The organism is Lentimicrobium sp. S6 (assembly GCF_013166635.1).
GTDB lineage: Bacteria > Bacteroidota > Bacteroidia > Bacteroidales > UBA12170 > UBA12170.
Genome location: NZ_JABKBZ010000023.1, coordinates 30,753 through 46,425 on the forward strand (window position 1 = coordinate 30,753; position 15,673 = coordinate 46,425).

At 35.9% G+C, this 15,673-nt stretch carries 14 protein-coding genes; 12 read left to right on the top strand and 2 right to left on the bottom strand.

The annotated features are described in order from the left end of the window. Positions 1-662: 662 nt before the first annotated feature. The gene (gene priA / locus HNS40_RS09575; RefSeq protein WP_172280140.1) at positions 663-3,149 is read right to left on the bottom strand and encodes a primosomal protein N'; all 2,487 of its coding nucleotides are present in this window, start codon (positions 3,147-3,149) and stop codon (positions 663-665) included. Positions 3,150-3,299: 150 nt separating this feature from the next. On the opposite strand from priA, the gene HNS40_RS09580 reads away from it, so the two are divergent. From HNS40_RS09580 to HNS40_RS09600, 5 genes are read left to right on the top strand one after another with little or no spacing between them, the layout of a single operon-like run. Beyond that, positions 3,300-4,817, top strand: a complete 1,518-nt coding sequence (locus HNS40_RS09580; RefSeq protein WP_172280142.1) for a GH3 auxin-responsive promoter family protein — start codon at positions 3,300-3,302, stop codon at positions 4,815-4,817. After that, on the top strand, positions 4,810-5,673 hold the full coding sequence (locus HNS40_RS09585; RefSeq protein WP_172280144.1) for a hypothetical protein: 864 nt from the start codon (positions 4,810-4,812) through the stop codon (positions 5,671-5,673). Before HNS40_RS09580 ends, HNS40_RS09585 begins: the two co-directional genes overlap by 8 nt. Positions 5,674-5,690: 17 nt before the next feature. Beyond that, positions 5,691-6,305: a deoxynucleoside kinase gene (locus tag HNS40_RS09590; protein ID WP_172280146.1), complete on the top strand. Its 615-nt coding sequence runs from the start codon at positions 5,691-5,693 to the stop codon at positions 6,303-6,305. 3 nt (positions 6,306-6,308) lie between these two features. Continuing rightward, complete coding sequence (gene kdsB, locus HNS40_RS09595) at positions 6,309-7,046, top strand: 3-deoxy-manno-octulosonate cytidylyltransferase (RefSeq protein WP_172280148.1); 738 nt, start codon at positions 6,309-6,311, stop codon at positions 7,044-7,046. 48 nt (positions 7,047-7,094) lie between these two features. Next, positions 7,095-8,099 (top strand): SPOR domain-containing protein, encoded by a 1,005-nt coding sequence (locus HNS40_RS09600; protein ID WP_172280150.1) that lies wholly within the window; start codon positions 7,095-7,097, stop codon positions 8,097-8,099. Positions 8,100-8,567: 468 nt separating this feature from the next. On the opposite strand, the gene HNS40_RS09605 is transcribed toward HNS40_RS09600, so the two are convergent. Next, positions 8,568-9,353: a toxin-antitoxin system YwqK family antitoxin gene (locus tag HNS40_RS09605; protein ID WP_172280152.1), complete on the bottom strand. Its 786-nt coding sequence runs from the start codon at positions 9,351-9,353 to the stop codon at positions 8,568-8,570. Positions 9,354-9,475: 122 nt separating this feature from the next. Here HNS40_RS09605 and recR point away from each other — a divergent pair, with 122 nt between their 5' ends. The 7 genes from recR (at position 9,476) to HNS40_RS09640 (ending at position 15,567) form a co-directional block, all read left to right on the top strand. Next, on the top strand, positions 9,476-10,090 hold the full coding sequence (gene recR, locus HNS40_RS09610; RefSeq protein ID WP_172280154.1) for a recombination mediator RecR: 615 nt from the start codon (positions 9,476-9,478) through the stop codon (positions 10,088-10,090). A 249-nt stretch (positions 10,091-10,339) separates the two neighbouring features. Next, positions 10,340-11,587, top strand: coding sequence for a sigma-54-dependent Fis family transcriptional regulator (locus HNS40_RS09615; protein WP_172280156.1), 1,248 nt, complete (start codon positions 10,340-10,342; stop codon positions 11,585-11,587). A gap of 2 nt (positions 11,588-11,589) precedes the next feature. Continuing rightward, positions 11,590-12,111 (top strand): LptE family protein, encoded by a 522-nt coding sequence (locus HNS40_RS09620; RefSeq protein ID WP_172280158.1) that lies wholly within the window; start codon positions 11,590-11,592, stop codon positions 12,109-12,111. A 1-nt stretch (position 12,112) separates the two neighbouring features. Beyond that, the gene (locus tag HNS40_RS09625; RefSeq protein ID WP_172280160.1) at positions 12,113-13,018 is read left to right on the top strand and encodes a hypothetical protein; all 906 of its coding nucleotides are present in this window, start codon (positions 12,113-12,115) and stop codon (positions 13,016-13,018) included. A 14-nt stretch (positions 13,019-13,032) separates the two neighbouring features. After that, positions 13,033-13,365 carry a preprotein translocase subunit SecG gene (gene secG, locus HNS40_RS09630; RefSeq protein ID WP_172280162.1) on the top strand — a complete coding sequence of 111 codons (333 nt, stop codon included), beginning with the start codon at positions 13,033-13,035 and terminating at the stop codon, positions 13,363-13,365. 310 nt (positions 13,366-13,675) lie between these two features. Beyond that, positions 13,676-15,223 carry an acyl-CoA carboxylase subunit beta gene (locus HNS40_RS09635; protein ID WP_172280164.1) on the top strand — a complete coding sequence of 516 codons (1,548 nt, stop codon included), beginning with the start codon at positions 13,676-13,678 and terminating at the stop codon, positions 15,221-15,223. An 11-nt stretch (positions 15,224-15,234) separates the two neighbouring features. Further along, positions 15,235-15,567: an acetyl-CoA carboxylase biotin carboxyl carrier protein subunit gene (locus HNS40_RS09640; RefSeq protein WP_172280166.1), complete on the top strand. Its 333-nt coding sequence runs from the start codon at positions 15,235-15,237 to the stop codon at positions 15,565-15,567. Positions 15,568-15,673: the final 106 nt, after the last annotated feature.

Sequence of the window (15,673 nt, forward strand, 5' to 3'; positions counted from 1 at the left end):
CAATAAGTATATTCGAAAACCCAGTAAATTTAGGTATTTCAGACTCCAGAATGTTGTCGAAATGCTTATTTAGAACAGATTTAATTAATAAGAATAATGAGCATTTGCTTATTAAAATTAAGGCTCGGATAATGAGCAACTTAAGAAATCTTATTAAAAAATGGCCTAAATGGATGCGCATTCAATTTATTTTGACTTTGAAAAGAAGATAGTCAAATACGAAAAAAAGCCCCCCTGATTTCATTGATATAGGATTGAAATAAAAATAAAGGAAATATGATCAAACTACAAAAAAACCCCAACTCTAAATACTTTAGGCAATTAAATACTCTAAGTACTATTTTAGCTGTCATTCCACGCAAAGGAAACGCAAAGGTTTTCGCAAAGGTTTTCGCAAAGCTCGCTAAGGGATCAAAATCTTGAGTATAACGAAAGGATTGGAGCCCTAGATTCAGAAACAAACCAGTTAAAAACTCAAGGGCGCTATCCTTTCACTACGACAATTTCGACAAGTGATCGAAGCTCAATGACCAAAAAGCTCTCATACTTTTAATCCTCCAATCATAGGCGATTCTATCAAGAAACTCAACTTTGAACTTTGAAAAGTCGAACATCAAACTTTAAACTCTAAGTACTCTATAATCTTTAAGTACTCCTTAGAACTACATAGGATCCACATCAATCACCACACGAATGGCTTTATATTGCTTTCCGCTATTGAAGGCATCGAGAATATCATGAATGACCTTGCGAGAGGAATCAATAGGATAGCCTTTTTCTAATTTTAATAATACTTCTTTAAGATAAAGATTACGCATTCGTGCAACCATGGGGTATTCTGGACCTATGATTCTTTGTCCGAATTTTTCTCTCAGAAGGCTAGAAAAATCTTGCATGGCCTCATTGAGTACCCTATAATCTTTGTGCTTTAAAGTAAAGCGAATCAAACGATAGAATGGAGGATATTTATAATTTCTTCTTTCCAAAATCTGGCTGTCATACATTTTTTGATAACTATTCTCTATCACATAGCGAATAACAGAATGATAGGGATTAAAAGATTGGATAATGACTTTACCTTTTTTCTCTTTTCTACCTGCCCTACCGCTCACCTGCACCAACATTTGAAAACTGCGTTCGAAAGCTCTAAAGTCAGGGAAATTGATCATATTATCGGCATTTAAAACCCCCACAACACTCACATTCTCAAAATCTAATCCTTTGGTGACCATTTGTGTTCCCACTAAAATATCGATCTTCTTATCAGCGAAATCCTCAAATATTTTTTCAAAGGCATTCTTGGCTCTGGTGGTATCTAAATCCATACGCTTGATTCTAGCCTCAGGGAGAATGATTGATAAATCCTCCTCTAGTTTTTCTGTACCAAAGCCTTTCATTCTGACTTCTTTACTACCACAACTCCCACAGGTATGCATTAAATGAGAGGAATGTCCGCAAATATGACATCGCAATCGGTTCTGATTTTTATGATACACCAAGCTGATATCACAATTTGGACATTCTGGAATCCAGTTACAGACTTCACATTCTAAGCGTGGCGCAAAGCCTCTTCTATTTTGGAATAGTATTACTTGTTCATTTCTTTCCAAGGCCTCTTTTACATGCATCATTAAGAAGGAAGAGAAATGCCCATTCATGGTTTTTCTTTTGGTTTCATGCTTCACATCAGACACCAAAATCTCTGGCAATCGACCTTCACCAAATCGCTCGGTCAAACTCACCAAACCATATTTTCCTGATCGTGCATTATAATAAGTTTCTACCGACGGTGTGGCAGAACCTAAAACCACTTTGGCTTTATGCTGATTTGCCAATACTAAAGCCGCATCGCGAGCATGATAACGAGGAGCAGGATCAAATTGCTTATAACTATTATCATGTTCTTCATCCACAATAATTAAACCTAGGTTTTTAAAGGGTAAAAACACCCCCGAGCGAGCCGACAATATGATTTGATAAGAAGGCGTTCCTTCTTCTTCATTCAAAACTTTATTCCAGATTTCAACTCGCTCATGGATGTTATAGCGAGAATGATAAACACCCACTTTCTCACCGAAATACTTTCGTAATCTATTAATGATTTGAGCCGTTAAGGCAATTTCAGGAAGAAGGTATAATACTTGCTTCCCTTCTTTAATCACCTCATCCATCAATTTGATATAGATTTCGGTCTTTCCACTTCCGGTAATCCCATGCAATAGGCAAGCTGGTTGTTTTCCAAAACTGTTTTTCACCGCCTCAAAAGCTTCATTTTGCGCAAAGCTCAATTCTATACTTTCTACTTCTTTGGCTTTTGCAAAATCCACCAAACGGCTAATACTTTGCTCAAAACTAAAAAACACCCCTTTTTTCTCTAAAGAAGCATAGGCAGATGCTCCATTTTCAAGTTGAGATAAAAGTTCTTTCTTAGGTAAATCTAAATGATTCCCGCCTCGCTTTTGTGATAAGTGCAAAAAAGCCATTACCACTTCCAACTGCTTAAAGGCTCGTTTTTCTAGTTGACTAAACAATTCTCGTAAAGCCTCTTCTTCTCTATACTCCTCTACCAACTGAACTCTAGTCTCTTTCCTTACCTTATATTTATCTTCTAGCTCCTCCTCCATCAATACAATGCCCTTCTCGGTCATGGTTTTAATGAGAGGAAATACTTTTTTTAAATCGGTAAGTTCTGATGCCTGAGTAATACTTATATTATCCTGATTCTGAAGTGCTGTTAATATTAATGCTTCTTTTTCATTTAAAGAAATACTACCAATCTCAAAATCGGGATTTAAGACCAATTTCGATTCGCTACTTAGCTTAAAAGCTGTGGGAAGCGCCGCATTCATCACCTCTCCTATACCTGAGATATAATATTTAGAAATCCAAGTCCAGAATTTCAATTGGTATTGATTTACAATAGGATAAGCATCTAATACTGCCAAAATATATTTGGGTTGATAATTCTGAGGAATGTTTTCATGCACAGAAACCACTAAAGCCGCATATACTTTTCTAGTGCCAAACTGCACCAGAACTCGCATCCCTTGCGCTACCATTTCATTCATTTCGAAAGGCACACGATAGGTAAAACTTCCATCGAGGGGAAGTGGTAAAATAACCTCTACAAAAAGCGTTTTTCTATCCATAAATTGAAATACAAAATTAGAAAATAATAAGTGTATTTGGATTACAATTTAGTATTTATGAAGATAATATGATTTTAGTAAAAAATTAGACCAATTAAGGTCATTTATGAACGCCTAATTTTCGTAGATTTGAACACCTAAAATTTCAATATGGCCATCATTAATTCCGTTATAACTTGGATCATTAAAAAGCGAATTCATCAGATTGATTTGTTTATGAAATACCCTCATGATGTGCAAGAGGAATGGTTTAAGAAATTATTACAAGCAGGCAGAGAAACCGAATTTGGAAAAAAATATGACTTTGACTCCATTCGCAATTACGAGCAATATCGTCAACGAGTTCCAATACATTCTTATGCTACCTTGAAACCATATATCGACCGGCTGCGAGCTGGTGAACAAGATTTACTCTGGCCTTCTGATATTAAATGGTTTGCTAAATCATCGGGCACTACCGCCGGAAAGAGCAAATATATTCCAGTAAGTCGACACGCTTTAGAAGAGTGCCATTTCAAAGCTGGAAAAGACATGCTATCCATCTACGTTAACAATCATCCCGAGACTATGGTTTTTGATGGTCGAAGTATAGCTATGGGCGGTAGTCATAATATTTCAGATGTAAATAATGAGGAGTATTACGATGGTGATCTTTCTGCTATTTTAATTGAGAACCTCCCCTTTTGGGCTCAAATTCTCCGTACTCCCAATAGAGAAATCGCCTTGATGGACGAGTGGGAAAGTAAAATTGAAAAAATGGCATTAATCACCATGGAGGAAGATGTAACTTCACTTTCTGGTGTTCCATCATGGACTTTATTATTAGTGAAAAAGATTTTAGAAATAAGTGGTCAAAAATATATTAAAGAGATTTGGCCCAATTTGGAGGTATTTATTCACGGTGGAATTAAATTCGAACCCTACCGCAAACAGTTTGCTGAATTAGTTGGCCCGAGTGGAATCAATTATCAGGAAACTTATAATGCTTCTGAAGGTTTTTTCGGAATCCAAGACCGAACAGATAGCAATGAGATGCTTTTAATGTTAGATTATGGAATATTCTATGAATTCATTCCTATGAGTGAAATTGATAAAGAATTTCCACAAGTCATTCCACTTGGTGAAGTAGAATTAGGGGTGAATTACGCCCTCCTCATCTCCACTAATGCAGGATTATGGCGCTATAAAATTGGAGACACCATTGAATTCACTTCTACTAATCCCTATCGGTTTTTAATTACTGGCCGAACCAAATACTTTATTAATTTGGTGGGAGAAGAAATTATTCTCGACAATGCCGAACGAGCTTTAAAAGTAGCTTGCGAAAAATGCAATGTGATAGTAGATGAGTATATGGCAGGTCCTGCTGATATTAAAAACGGAGCGCAAGCCAGACACGATTGGATGTTTGAATTTATAAAAGCCCCAACGGACTTGGCTGTTTTTGGAGATGCTTTGGACAATGCGCTAAAATCCTTAAATTCAGATTACGAAGCCAAAAGATATAAAGACATGATATTACACCCCCCTCATCTCACCAGCTTAAAACCTGGCACCTTTTATGCTTGGTTAAAAAGCAAAGGCAAATTGGGTGGGCAACATAAAGTTCCTCGTTTACTCAACCAACGCCCAATTATTGACGAAGTATTAAGTATTCATTATGAATAAAATTATTAACACTGGCATTGTATTACTTTTCCTCCTCCAAAATATTGCTTTTGGACAATATTATCATTTCGAACAAGCGAAATCAGCACAATACACTGGTAACAAAATAAGCTGTGATGATAGAGGGAATCTATTGATTGCTGCCAAAGGTAACCTCACCAAACTGGACTTCTCAGGAAACTTCATCGCCAATTACCACCCCTTGTTTCCAGGGAAAATCAAATGCATTGACGCCAAAGACCCTCGCAGGATATTACTATATTATAAGACATACTCCTATATTCTTTTCCTAAATCAGGATTTGGCCAACGCAGGGTCACTCAGCTTTTACAACCTAAACAGAAATCCTCAACCCATAGATTTAAGTATAAACAATTTGGGGTTTTCTTCACTGGCATGTCTCGACGAATACAACGATGCCTATTGGGTTTATGATGCCAACACTTCCGAAATTGTATTATTGGATCAAGAAAATAGAATTGATTTCAGAGGTGATGCATTAGATGAATTAATGGATTTGGAACCCCAACCCAATTTCATGATGACGGAAGCCAACAGACTTTTTATTAACAATCCATCAACTGGGGTTTATATTTTCGATGAAAATGGTAGATTTGTAAGGAAATTAGCATTGTTTGGATTGAAAAAAATTCAGGTTTTCAAAGATATGTTGTTTTATACCAGCAACAGCTTCTTTATCACTCATAATCTAATCACTGGAGAAGAAACATATCATCCACTTCCAGTTTTAGAATTTATTGATTGGTCACTAAATATGAATACAAGTCCAGCAAGAATCAACTTTCTCACATCAAAAGGAGTATTGATATATTCCATGGAAAAGAACATAAAGTAAAACTAAAATACAAGACGATGCACTTAGCTATTGCAGGAAATATTGGTTCAGGAAAAACAACACTCACCAGATTGTTGGCCAAGCAGATGAAGTGGAAACCTTATTATGAAAGCGTTGACGACAATCCATATTTGGATAGTTTTTATGACGATATGAAACGTTGGTCTTTCAATCTTCAGGTGTACTTCTTAAATAGTAGATTCCGTCAGGTGGTTGAAATAAGAGAAAGTAACAAAACTATCATTCAAGATAGAACCATTTATGAGGATGCTTATATATTTGCTCCCAACTTACATCAAATGAATCTGATGACCACTCGTGATTTTGATAATTACATTTCATTATTCGAGTTGATGAGTTCATTTATTGAAGCACCAGATCTATTGATTTATTTAAGGGCCAGTGTATCTACTTTGGTGAGCCAAATTGCTTCTAGAGGAAGAGATTACGAGGAGTCTATTCGTATTGATTACCTCAAGAAGCTTAACGAGCGTTACGAAGAATGGATTACTAATTATACCCACGGTAAATTATTAATCATTGATGTTGATAATATCGACTTCGCTAATAATCCTGAAGATTTAGGGATGATCATCGAAAAGATTAGTGGTGAAATTCACGGTTTATTCTAGATCATGAAGATACTAGGTGTTATTCCTGCTCGCTATGCCAGTACACGATTTCCTGGAAAACCATTAGCCTTAATCTATGGCAAATCGATGATTAGGAGAGTCTACGAGCAAGCTGCAAGCTGTAAAGCCCTGAACAAAGTTATCGTTGCTACTGACGATCAAAGAATCTTCGAGCATGTTAAATCATGGGGAGGGGAGGTCATGATGACTGCAGAAAACCATCAGAGCGGAACCGACCGTTGTAATGAAGTTTTGAGTCACCAAGAAGATAATTTTGATGTAGTGGTAAATATTCAAGGTGACGAACCTTATATTGAGCCATCTCAGATAGAGAAAGTTACGGAAAGCTTTGCCAATCGCGAAACACAAATAAGTTCATTAGCTAAAAAAATTGAGGATATTGGGGAACTTTTCAACGCCAATTCCGTTAAAGTGGTCATTGGTGAGAATCAGAAAGCGCTATATTTTAGCAGAGCTGCGATTCCATTTTTAAGAGGTGTTGAAAAAGAGGAATATCTAGATTTTTACGAATTTTATAAGCACATTGGATTATACGCTTATAGGACGGAGACATTAAAAGAAATTTGCAAACTTCCACAAGCTCCTTTAGAAATTGCAGAATCACTAGAGCAACTTAGATGGCTTTCGGCAGGATATGAAATCTCTATGAACCTCACCGATATTGAAGGCCTATCTGTTGATACGCCTGAGGATTTATCAAAACTTACAAACAAGTCTTGATTTCCAATATTATAGATTGTATTTTTGTGAAATTATTAGTATAAGTGAATGATGGATTTAGCTGCACATATTGGCAATTTAGTTAGAGAGAATGAAATGGTGATTATCCCAGGTTTGGGTGCTTTTCTAACCAACTCCTACTCTTCTAAAGTACACGCTATTTCTTATAAAGTGACTCCTCCAGGCCGTCATATTGCATTCAATTCTAAAATTAATGACAACGATGGTTTCTTGGCACATAGTTTAGTTAAGAAAAACCAATATAATTATAAGGAAGCGCTACAATTAATTGAAACTTTCGCTGATTTTTGCCAAACCGAGATTCAAGATGGAGGAAAGATTTCTTTTGAAAACTTAGGTCTTCTATCCATGAACCGAAATGGTCATATTGAATTTTCTCCTGATTTAAGTGTGAATTACGATGATTCTTATTTTGGCTTGCCTGATATAATGGCTCAACCTATTTTAAGAAATAGAAATCACCAGCCTGTTATTACACTGCATCCCGAAGCCAAAAAGAAAATTAAGAACAGCGCTCCTATTATTAGGCGCATTGCAGCCATCGCTCTTCCTTTGATGATACTGAGTGTTTTAGCATGGTTCATTAAAGAACCCATTGGAAATTACTTTCAACAATCAGCGAGTATCATAAGTATCGAAACTGATAGCTCAGTTCCTGCTGATTCAGAAACAAAAACGGAGGAGGCCAAACAAGAAAATACTGCTGACATTTCTAAAGAACGCGTAGCGATTAAAATCATCGAAGAAGCAGTGCTAGCTGAACCCGAAATGATAGTTAACGAGCAGACCCAAAACATTAAAGGATCTTTCCATATCATCTGCGGTGCATTTGGCGAAAAGAAATTTGCGGATAAGCTTTTATCTGAACTAGAAACAGAAGGTTTTGAAGCTTATATTGCCGGACAAAATAAAAATGGTCTATACAGAATTAGCGCTGCAAATTTTAGCAATCGTAAAAAAGCAGTAGAGCAACTTAAATGGTTCCAAGCCAACAAAAACAAAAGTGCCTGGTTGTTGAATGAGGAGTTTTAAATCAACTCCCTATTACGTTTTCAATCGACAAACCTAGGGCAAACCTTCACATTGCTTTAATCTTTCAATCTGCTGATTTACTGTCAAATAAAAATATGTGTTTTACTTTTCTAATATGTATTTCGTAAGTAATCAGTCTAATATCAAATTACTATAATGCCAATAAGAAATGATTTTTTTGTATAGTCCTTCCTCTTGGGGAGCCAAAAAAAATCAACCAATTTTAGAATATCGATCGGCTATTTCTCATTTTGACGCGCTGTTGTATAATTGTTTAATCTAACAATTTTACTGATATTTCTTACTGATTAGTAACTGTTCTTCTATTTTTGAGTACCATTGAGTGTACTTTGTGGACTCTGTATAACTGGATCACAAAGAATCACCAAAAGGTCACAAAGTATTCAAGATATGCTTGCCCAGTCAACAAAACCAGTTTTAAGCATTCATTGTTAATAACAATGAAGCTTACTTCATCTCCATCAATTCCTCAGGAGTGACACCCATATCAATAGTATCTATCACTTGTACAACTTCCACTGGCTTTCCATCAGAATCCAACCTCTTTATAAGTGAACCGTCCTCGTAGTACTCAATATATAAGACGGAACCATCCACATCGTAATATGTCCATTCTCCTATTTGCATACCTTCTTTAAATACACCTGCCACACGTATTTTATTCTCAGGGTAGTACACTTCAAAGACACCATGGAGTACATCCTCAGTAAAAGTCATCTTTCTTTGTAAAGTACCCTCCTCAAAATATTCAATTTGTTCCCCATGAATTTTTCCATTCACATAAGAGGTTTCTTTCATAAGGGCTCCTACATAATTATATAGTTTCCAAAGTCCATTCCCTTGCCCTTTTGTATAGTATTCCTCATTTACCAATACACCATCGCTATTATACAAAAGCCACAAACTGTCCTTAACTTGATCAATATATAAACCTTTAGCTTTTGGAGTCTTTTTTCTATCATCATAAAACATCTCTACCAAACAATGAGACCCATTTTGGGAATACAAAGACTTGGATTGCAATCTTCCACTTTTATAATAGCGTAGAAATTCACCCAAAGGTTGATCATCCTCAAACTGCCCCTCATAAAACTTAACACCATCTTTATACTTTACCCATTTTCCTTGCTTTCTTCCCATCTCATCGATCTGGTTTTGTTGAGAAAAGAGAACCTGATTTCCCATTATTAGGATAAATCCAAAGAATATGTATTTCAGAAGTTTCACTTGCATGCTTTTCTTATTTTTGCATTTAATTTTTCAATTAACAAAGTTACAAAAAGGATAGCTATTAGAGACCATTCTCAGGAATTCTCTAATTCCCTCCCTTTCAAACTTCATATATAACGATAAAAATGGATTTTCATTTCTCATCATATCTATTAGAAGACGCCGTAAACGAACTTTCCAAACTACCTGGCGTAGGAAAGAGAAGCGCCATGCGTCTGGCACTACATCTTTTAAAACAAGAAAAAACTCATGTTAAGCGACTCGGCGAAAGTTTAATTAAAATGCGTGAAGAGATGCGATTTTGCAATAAATGTCATAATATTTCCGAAAAAGAAATTTGCAATATCTGTTCTAATCCCAAAAGAGACCCCTCAATAGTTTGTATTGTAGAAGACATAAGAGATGTTTTGGCTATAGAAAACACCGGACAATTTACCGGATTATACCATGTTTTGGGTGGATTAATAAGCCCAATGGACGGAATTTCGCCTTCCGACCTCGAAATCCGATCATTTTTAACACGAATTAAAGAAGAAAATATTGAGGAAGTTATTTTTGCTTTAGCAGCGACAGTTGAAGGAGACACGACCAATTTTTACATTTTTAAGCAACTTAAAGAAAGCAAAATAAAAGTGAGTTCATTGGCTAGAGGTGTTGCTATTGGTGATGAAATAGAGTTCGCCGATGAGGTTACATTAGGAAGATCCATCATTCAAAGGCTACCTTACACAGGGGTATAAAAAAACCTCCAATCAGAACGATTGGAGGCCAAATTATTATTCCCACTTAAAATTAACGCATCGAGGCAAATATAAGACAATTATCCACTCAGCACTACTTTTTTTGAAAAAAAATAAAGAAAATTTAAAATTTAACATTTCTTAAAATAACATTGGAATCATTTTTAATTAAAATACCTGAAATTTTGTCAGTTTTCTGTTAATTTGTACTTTTATTGATTCTACAAAAACAAACACCTCATATATACTATGGAGTTACAAACCATCAAACAAAGATTTGGTATCATCGGAACATCCCCTCTTCTTGACAGGGCGATTAATATTGCTTCACAAGTAGCCCCAACCGATTTATCCGTGCTCATCACAGGAGAAAGTGGAGTAGGAAAAGAAGTCTTTCCAAAAATCATTCACCAATTGAGTTCACGCAAACATGGTCATTATATTGCCGTCAACTGCGGAGCTATTCCCGAAGGAACCATAGACAGCGAGCTATTTGGCCACGAAAAAGGCGCCTTTACTGGAGCTAGTGATTCCAGAAAAGGATATTTCGAAGTAGCTGATGGAGGAACCATTTTCCTTGACGAAGTGGCAGAACTGCCTGTTTCCACTCAGGTTCGCTTGTTAAGAGTTTTAGAAACCGGGGAGTTTATGAAGGTGGGAAGCAGTAAAGTGCACAAAACCAATGTGAGAGTAATTGCAGCAACAAATGTGGATATTCCAAAAGCCATCAGTAATGGGAAGTTCCGTCAAGACTTATTCTATCGACTAAATTCGGTCCCCATAGCAGTTCCAAGTTTAAGAGAGCGTAAAGACGACATCTATCTGTTATTTAGAAAATTCTCTTCCGACTTTTCTGAAAAATACAGAATGCCAATAGTTCGTCTAAATGAAGATGCACAAGAATTATTGAAAAAATACCGCTGGGAAGGAAATATTCGTCAATTAAAAAATGTTACTGAACAAATCAGTACCATCGAAACGGATAGGCTAGTTGATGCCATGACCATTACCAAATATCTCCCTCAGTCTTACTCCAAGGAATTACCCGTGCTCTATTCTAAGAAAGAAGATGAAAAATTATCGGAAAGAGATCTACTTTACAAGGTGCTTTTTGATATGAAAAAGGACATCTCAGAATTAAAAAAGACAATGGTAGAGATTATTCAAGGTGGCAATTCTATTTCAAAGGAAGAAAGTAATCAGCTTCTTAAAAAGATAGATCAGGATTATAATATCATTCTTAGCCCACAGCGTGACGAATCTAATAGTAAAGATTCTAGATCCTACCAAGAAGATCTTCACGAACAAGTATTTGAAACTTTAGATCAAAAGGCTGAGGTTATAGAAGAATCACTGTCTATTCAGAAAAAAGAGGAAGATCTTATTAGAAGAGCCTTGTCGAAACACCATGGGAAAAGAAAAAATGCCGCTCATGATTTGGGAATCAGTGAGCGTACTTTATACAGAAAAATAAAAGAATACGACATTAACTCATGACAATGACCAAAAAAATCATAGGGAAAACTAGTGTTATAGTTTTGTTATTTACATTGATGGTGGGAATCTCATCATGTGTGAGTTATAGTTTTACTGGAGCTTCGATTCCACCAGAAGCAAAAACCATTAGCATTCAATATATCGACAATCAAGCCAGCTTTGTTGTTCCAACCTTAAGCGAATCTTTAACAACAGAAATTAAGGATCGCTTTTCGAGTCAAACAAGCTTAGTATTAGTTAGAAATAATGGCGACCTGCAAATAGAAGGCTTTATAACAGACTATTCCACTTCTCCGCAAGCGGTAACAAGTAATGAGCAAGCGGCTTTAAACAGGCTCAATATTTCGGTAAAGATAAAATTCACCAACCTGATTGAGCCTGATAAAAACTACGAAACCACTTTCAGCAGATATAATGACTACCCATCCTCTCAGGATTTAAATTCTGTTCAGGATGCACAAATAGAAATCATTAATGAAATGTTGGTAGATGATATTTTTAATAAAGCCGTTGTAAATTGGTAATATGAACAAAGCACACTATTATCGTTTACTGGATAACCCCAAACTATTATCAGAAGATAGTTTAAAGGATTTGGAGAAATTAATTTCCAGTTATCCATATGTGGAGAATTTCAGAATTCTATTTGCTTTGAATTTGCTGATTTTAGACGATTTTAGGTATCAGAAACATCTACACAAAGCTGCTTTTCATGCTTCAGACAGAAGAAAACTAAAGTATTGGATAGATTTTATGATTCAAGAAGAGGATATGAATCCTCCAGAAATAGAAACAGAACCTATTCATACAAAAGCTAGAGTTCATATCTCCAAGCCATCAGATGAAACCGTAGAAGAAAAGGAAGACTATAGCCCAGAGAAAGAGCTAGAATCAGAGGAGATCTCAGGGGAGGTCTCTCAAATAAAAACGCCAAAGCTAATTATACAGACTCCTCCAGAAAAAACCCAAAAAGTTCAACAATTATATGTGTCCGAAGAAAGTCAAATAGATCTTGCAGAGGAAAAGAAGAAAAAACAAGCCAGCAAGTCCAAAGCCGAACTATTAAAATTAGTTAGGAAAAGGTTGGCAGAAATAGAAGCAGAAAAGAGAGATGTACAAGAAGGAAAAAGCGAAACAGTGGAGCCTACCCAGACAAATATTTTAAAAGCTCAGCTCATTGATCGTTTTATTGAAGCTCAACCAAGCATCACTCGACCAAATAAAAAAGATTTCCACGATCCATATAAAGATGCTGTAGATAGTACAATTGACGAAGATGATTTTTTCGTGACAGAGACTCTGGCACAGATTCATAAGCAACAAGGCAATATAAATAAGGCCCTAGAAATTTATCAAAAATTAATTTTGAAAAATCCAGAAAAAAGTACTTACTTTGCAGCCCAAATTCAAGAATTGAGTAAAAATAATTAGAAAAAAGAATAGCCATGGGTGCGTATATAATTGTATCAGTTTTAATTTTAATCACTTGTATCTTATTAATGTTAGTAGTTTTGGTTCAAAACTCTAAGGGTGGTGGATTAGCTTCCAACTTTGCTGGAAACAATCAGTATTTAGGAGTAAGAAAAACTGCTGATTTCTTAGAGAAATCAACATGGACTCTAGCTTTAGTTCTATTAGTATTGAGTTTATTCTCTATTTTCGTTATTCCAAGATCAGTAAACAATGGTGATATTATCGATACTGAACTTAGGGAACAAATTGAAAATGCTCAGCCAATTCCATCAAATATGGTTCCTCCAACGGAGAATGCTGAATAGTATTATTCAATAAAAATATACAAATGATTTCTCAGATGCTGAGAAATCATTTTTTTTTGAGCTTAATAATTTTAGAATATTCCATCTAAAATAAATAAATATAATAGTTGGCATATCATTGTCAGTAGCTGAAAAGCCAAAGATTAGAGTTCCAAATCCTATTTAATCTTAAGACATCATTACATCAAAAAAAGTTCTGCTGTTACCTAACTAACAGAAATATTATTGTTTTATTTGTAAAATCTCTTAATTTTGCTAGGTTATTGCGGAATTGGATTGAACAACAAATTCTGAATCAAAAAAGGAAAATATGTCTATTAAACAGAAGTCTTTAGATTTAAGAGAGAGAATGAAAAACGCCTTGTCTGGTGGGGGATCCAAGGCTATTGAAAAACAAAAAGCCGTAGGTAAATTAACTGCCCGTGAGCGTATTGTTGCCATTCTCGATCCAAAATCCTTCCATGAATATGATCTATTTGTAGAACATGCTGCAAAAGATTTTGACATGGATAAAAAATACCTCGCTGGTGATGGAGTAATCACTGGAACAGGTACACTAGGAGCTCATCCTGTATGTATTTACGCACAGGATTTCACCGTTGCTGGTGGTTCTTTGGGGTATATGCACGCAAAGAAAATCACTAAAATCATGGACCATGCCATGAAAATGAAGGTGCCAATCATTGGAATCAACGATTCTGGTGGAGCACGTATTCAAGAAGGGGTTAACTCCTTGGCTGGTTATGGTGAAATATTTTTTAGAAATACTCAAGCATCTGGGGTTATCCCTCAGATATCTGTTATTTTAGGACCCTGCGCCGGTGGCGCTGTTTATAGTCCTGCTTTAACCGATTTTGTATTCGTAGTAGACAAGATATCCAAAATGTTTATTACAGGTCCTGAAGTGATTAAAACAGTGCTTGGTGAGGAAATTAGTATGGAAGCCCTTGGTGGTGCATATGTACATGCTGCCAAAACAGGAAACGCTCATTTCTATGCAGAAAGTGAGCAAGAGTGTTTTGGACAAATTAAGCAATTATGTACTTACATCCCTTGGAATAATACCAAAAAGCCCGATCGCTTTCCTAAAAAGCCACCAAGAACAAGAACATATAAGTTGGATGAAATTATGCCAACAGATCCGAAAATGCCATATGATGTAAGAGATGTAGTGAAGGCGATTTGTGACAACTCTGAGTTCTTTGAGATCCAAGAGCATTTTGCAAAAAACATTGTTATTGGCTTCACTCGTATTGATGGAGAAACTATTGGTATCGTAGGGAACCAGCCAGCCTTTTTAGCCGGGGTTCTTGATGTAGACTCTTCTGATAAAGCCGCCCGTTTTATCCGTTATTGTGATGCATTTAATATTCCACTATTAACACTGGTTGACCTTCCTGGTTACTTACCTGGAGTAGATCAAGAGCATGCTGGTGTTATTCGTCATGGTGCTAAAATTCTTTATGCTTATTCTGAAGCTACAGTTCCCAAACTGACTGTAATAATGAGAAAAGCTTATGGAGGAGGATATATCGCCATGTGCAGTCATCACTTAAGAGCTGACTTCGTATTTGCTTGGCCAATGGCAGAGATTGCTGTTATGGGACCTGAAGGTGCTGCAAATATTATTTTCAGAAATGAAATTAAAAATGCTGAAGATCCTGAAAAAGTAAGATTACAGAAAGTGGAAGAGTACAAACAGAAGTTTGCTAATCCATACGTAGCAGCAGCCTATGGTTATGTTGATGCGGTAATTGAGCCAGAAGAAACTAGAAAAATGATTGTTCATGCTCTTGAAATTAGTTCTTCGAAAGATGTTCAGACTCCTAAAAAGAAACATGGTGTTCCACCATTCTAAAACATAAGCTAATGAGTAAAGATGATAAGTCAAAGGAAACTCAGTATAGCGAGTTTAATGTAGATAACTCTATATATATTACTGAAGTACCCGAAAGCTACAAGAACAGAAAGCCCTACATACCAGAAAATGTAAAGGAACTTCCTGCAGCTATTCCTGGTACTATCTTCGAGATTTTTGTAGAAGAAGGACAGACCATTGAAATTGGCCAAGATTTATTAATTCTGGAAGCCATGAAGATGAAAAATCAGATCACTAGTTTTATTGGTGGAGAGATTAAAAAAATCCATTGTAAACCTGGTGATATTGTCAGAAAAGGACAATTACTGATAGAGTTTAAATAATAAAAAAAAGGGAGCAAAATTGCTCCCTTTTTTTATGGTTAATGAATTTATACCAATGACAAATAGAAATGTGCCTTAAATTAGTTTTGATAAAAGGATAGCTTGA

What these genes read in the sequence shown, in the direction of transcription:
- priA (WP_172280140.1), bottom strand. Translation starts at nt 3,149, where the DNA reads ATGGATAGAAAAACGCTTTTTGTAGAGGTTATTTTACCACTTCCCCTC.
- HNS40_RS09580 (WP_172280142.1), top strand. Translation starts at nt 3,300, where the DNA reads ATGGCCATCATTAATTCCGTTATAACTTGGATCATTAAAAAGCGAATT.
- HNS40_RS09585 (WP_172280144.1), top strand. Translation starts at nt 4,810, where the DNA reads ATGAATAAAATTATTAACACTGGCATTGTATTACTTTTCCTCCTCCAA.
- HNS40_RS09590 (WP_172280146.1), top strand. Translation starts at nt 5,691, where the DNA reads ATGCACTTAGCTATTGCAGGAAATATTGGTTCAGGAAAAACAACACTC.
- kdsB (WP_172280148.1), top strand. Translation starts at nt 6,309, where the DNA reads ATGAAGATACTAGGTGTTATTCCTGCTCGCTATGCCAGTACACGATTT.
- HNS40_RS09600 (WP_172280150.1), top strand. Translation starts at nt 7,095, where the DNA reads ATGATGGATTTAGCTGCACATATTGGCAATTTAGTTAGAGAGAATGAA.
- HNS40_RS09605 (WP_172280152.1), bottom strand. Translation starts at nt 9,353, where the DNA reads ATGCAAGTGAAACTTCTGAAATACATATTCTTTGGATTTATCCTAATA.
- recR (WP_172280154.1), top strand. Translation starts at nt 9,476, where the DNA reads ATGGATTTTCATTTCTCATCATATCTATTAGAAGACGCCGTAAACGAA.
- HNS40_RS09615 (WP_172280156.1), top strand. Translation starts at nt 10,340, where the DNA reads ATGGAGTTACAAACCATCAAACAAAGATTTGGTATCATCGGAACATCC.
- HNS40_RS09620 (WP_172280158.1), top strand. Translation starts at nt 11,590, where the DNA reads ATGACCAAAAAAATCATAGGGAAAACTAGTGTTATAGTTTTGTTATTT.
- HNS40_RS09625 (WP_172280160.1), top strand. Translation starts at nt 12,113, where the DNA reads ATGAACAAAGCACACTATTATCGTTTACTGGATAACCCCAAACTATTA.
- secG (WP_172280162.1), top strand. Translation starts at nt 13,033, where the DNA reads ATGGGTGCGTATATAATTGTATCAGTTTTAATTTTAATCACTTGTATC.
- HNS40_RS09635 (WP_172280164.1), top strand. Translation starts at nt 13,676, where the DNA reads ATGTCTATTAAACAGAAGTCTTTAGATTTAAGAGAGAGAATGAAAAAC.
- HNS40_RS09640 (WP_172280166.1), top strand. Translation starts at nt 15,235, where the DNA reads ATGAGTAAAGATGATAAGTCAAAGGAAACTCAGTATAGCGAGTTTAAT.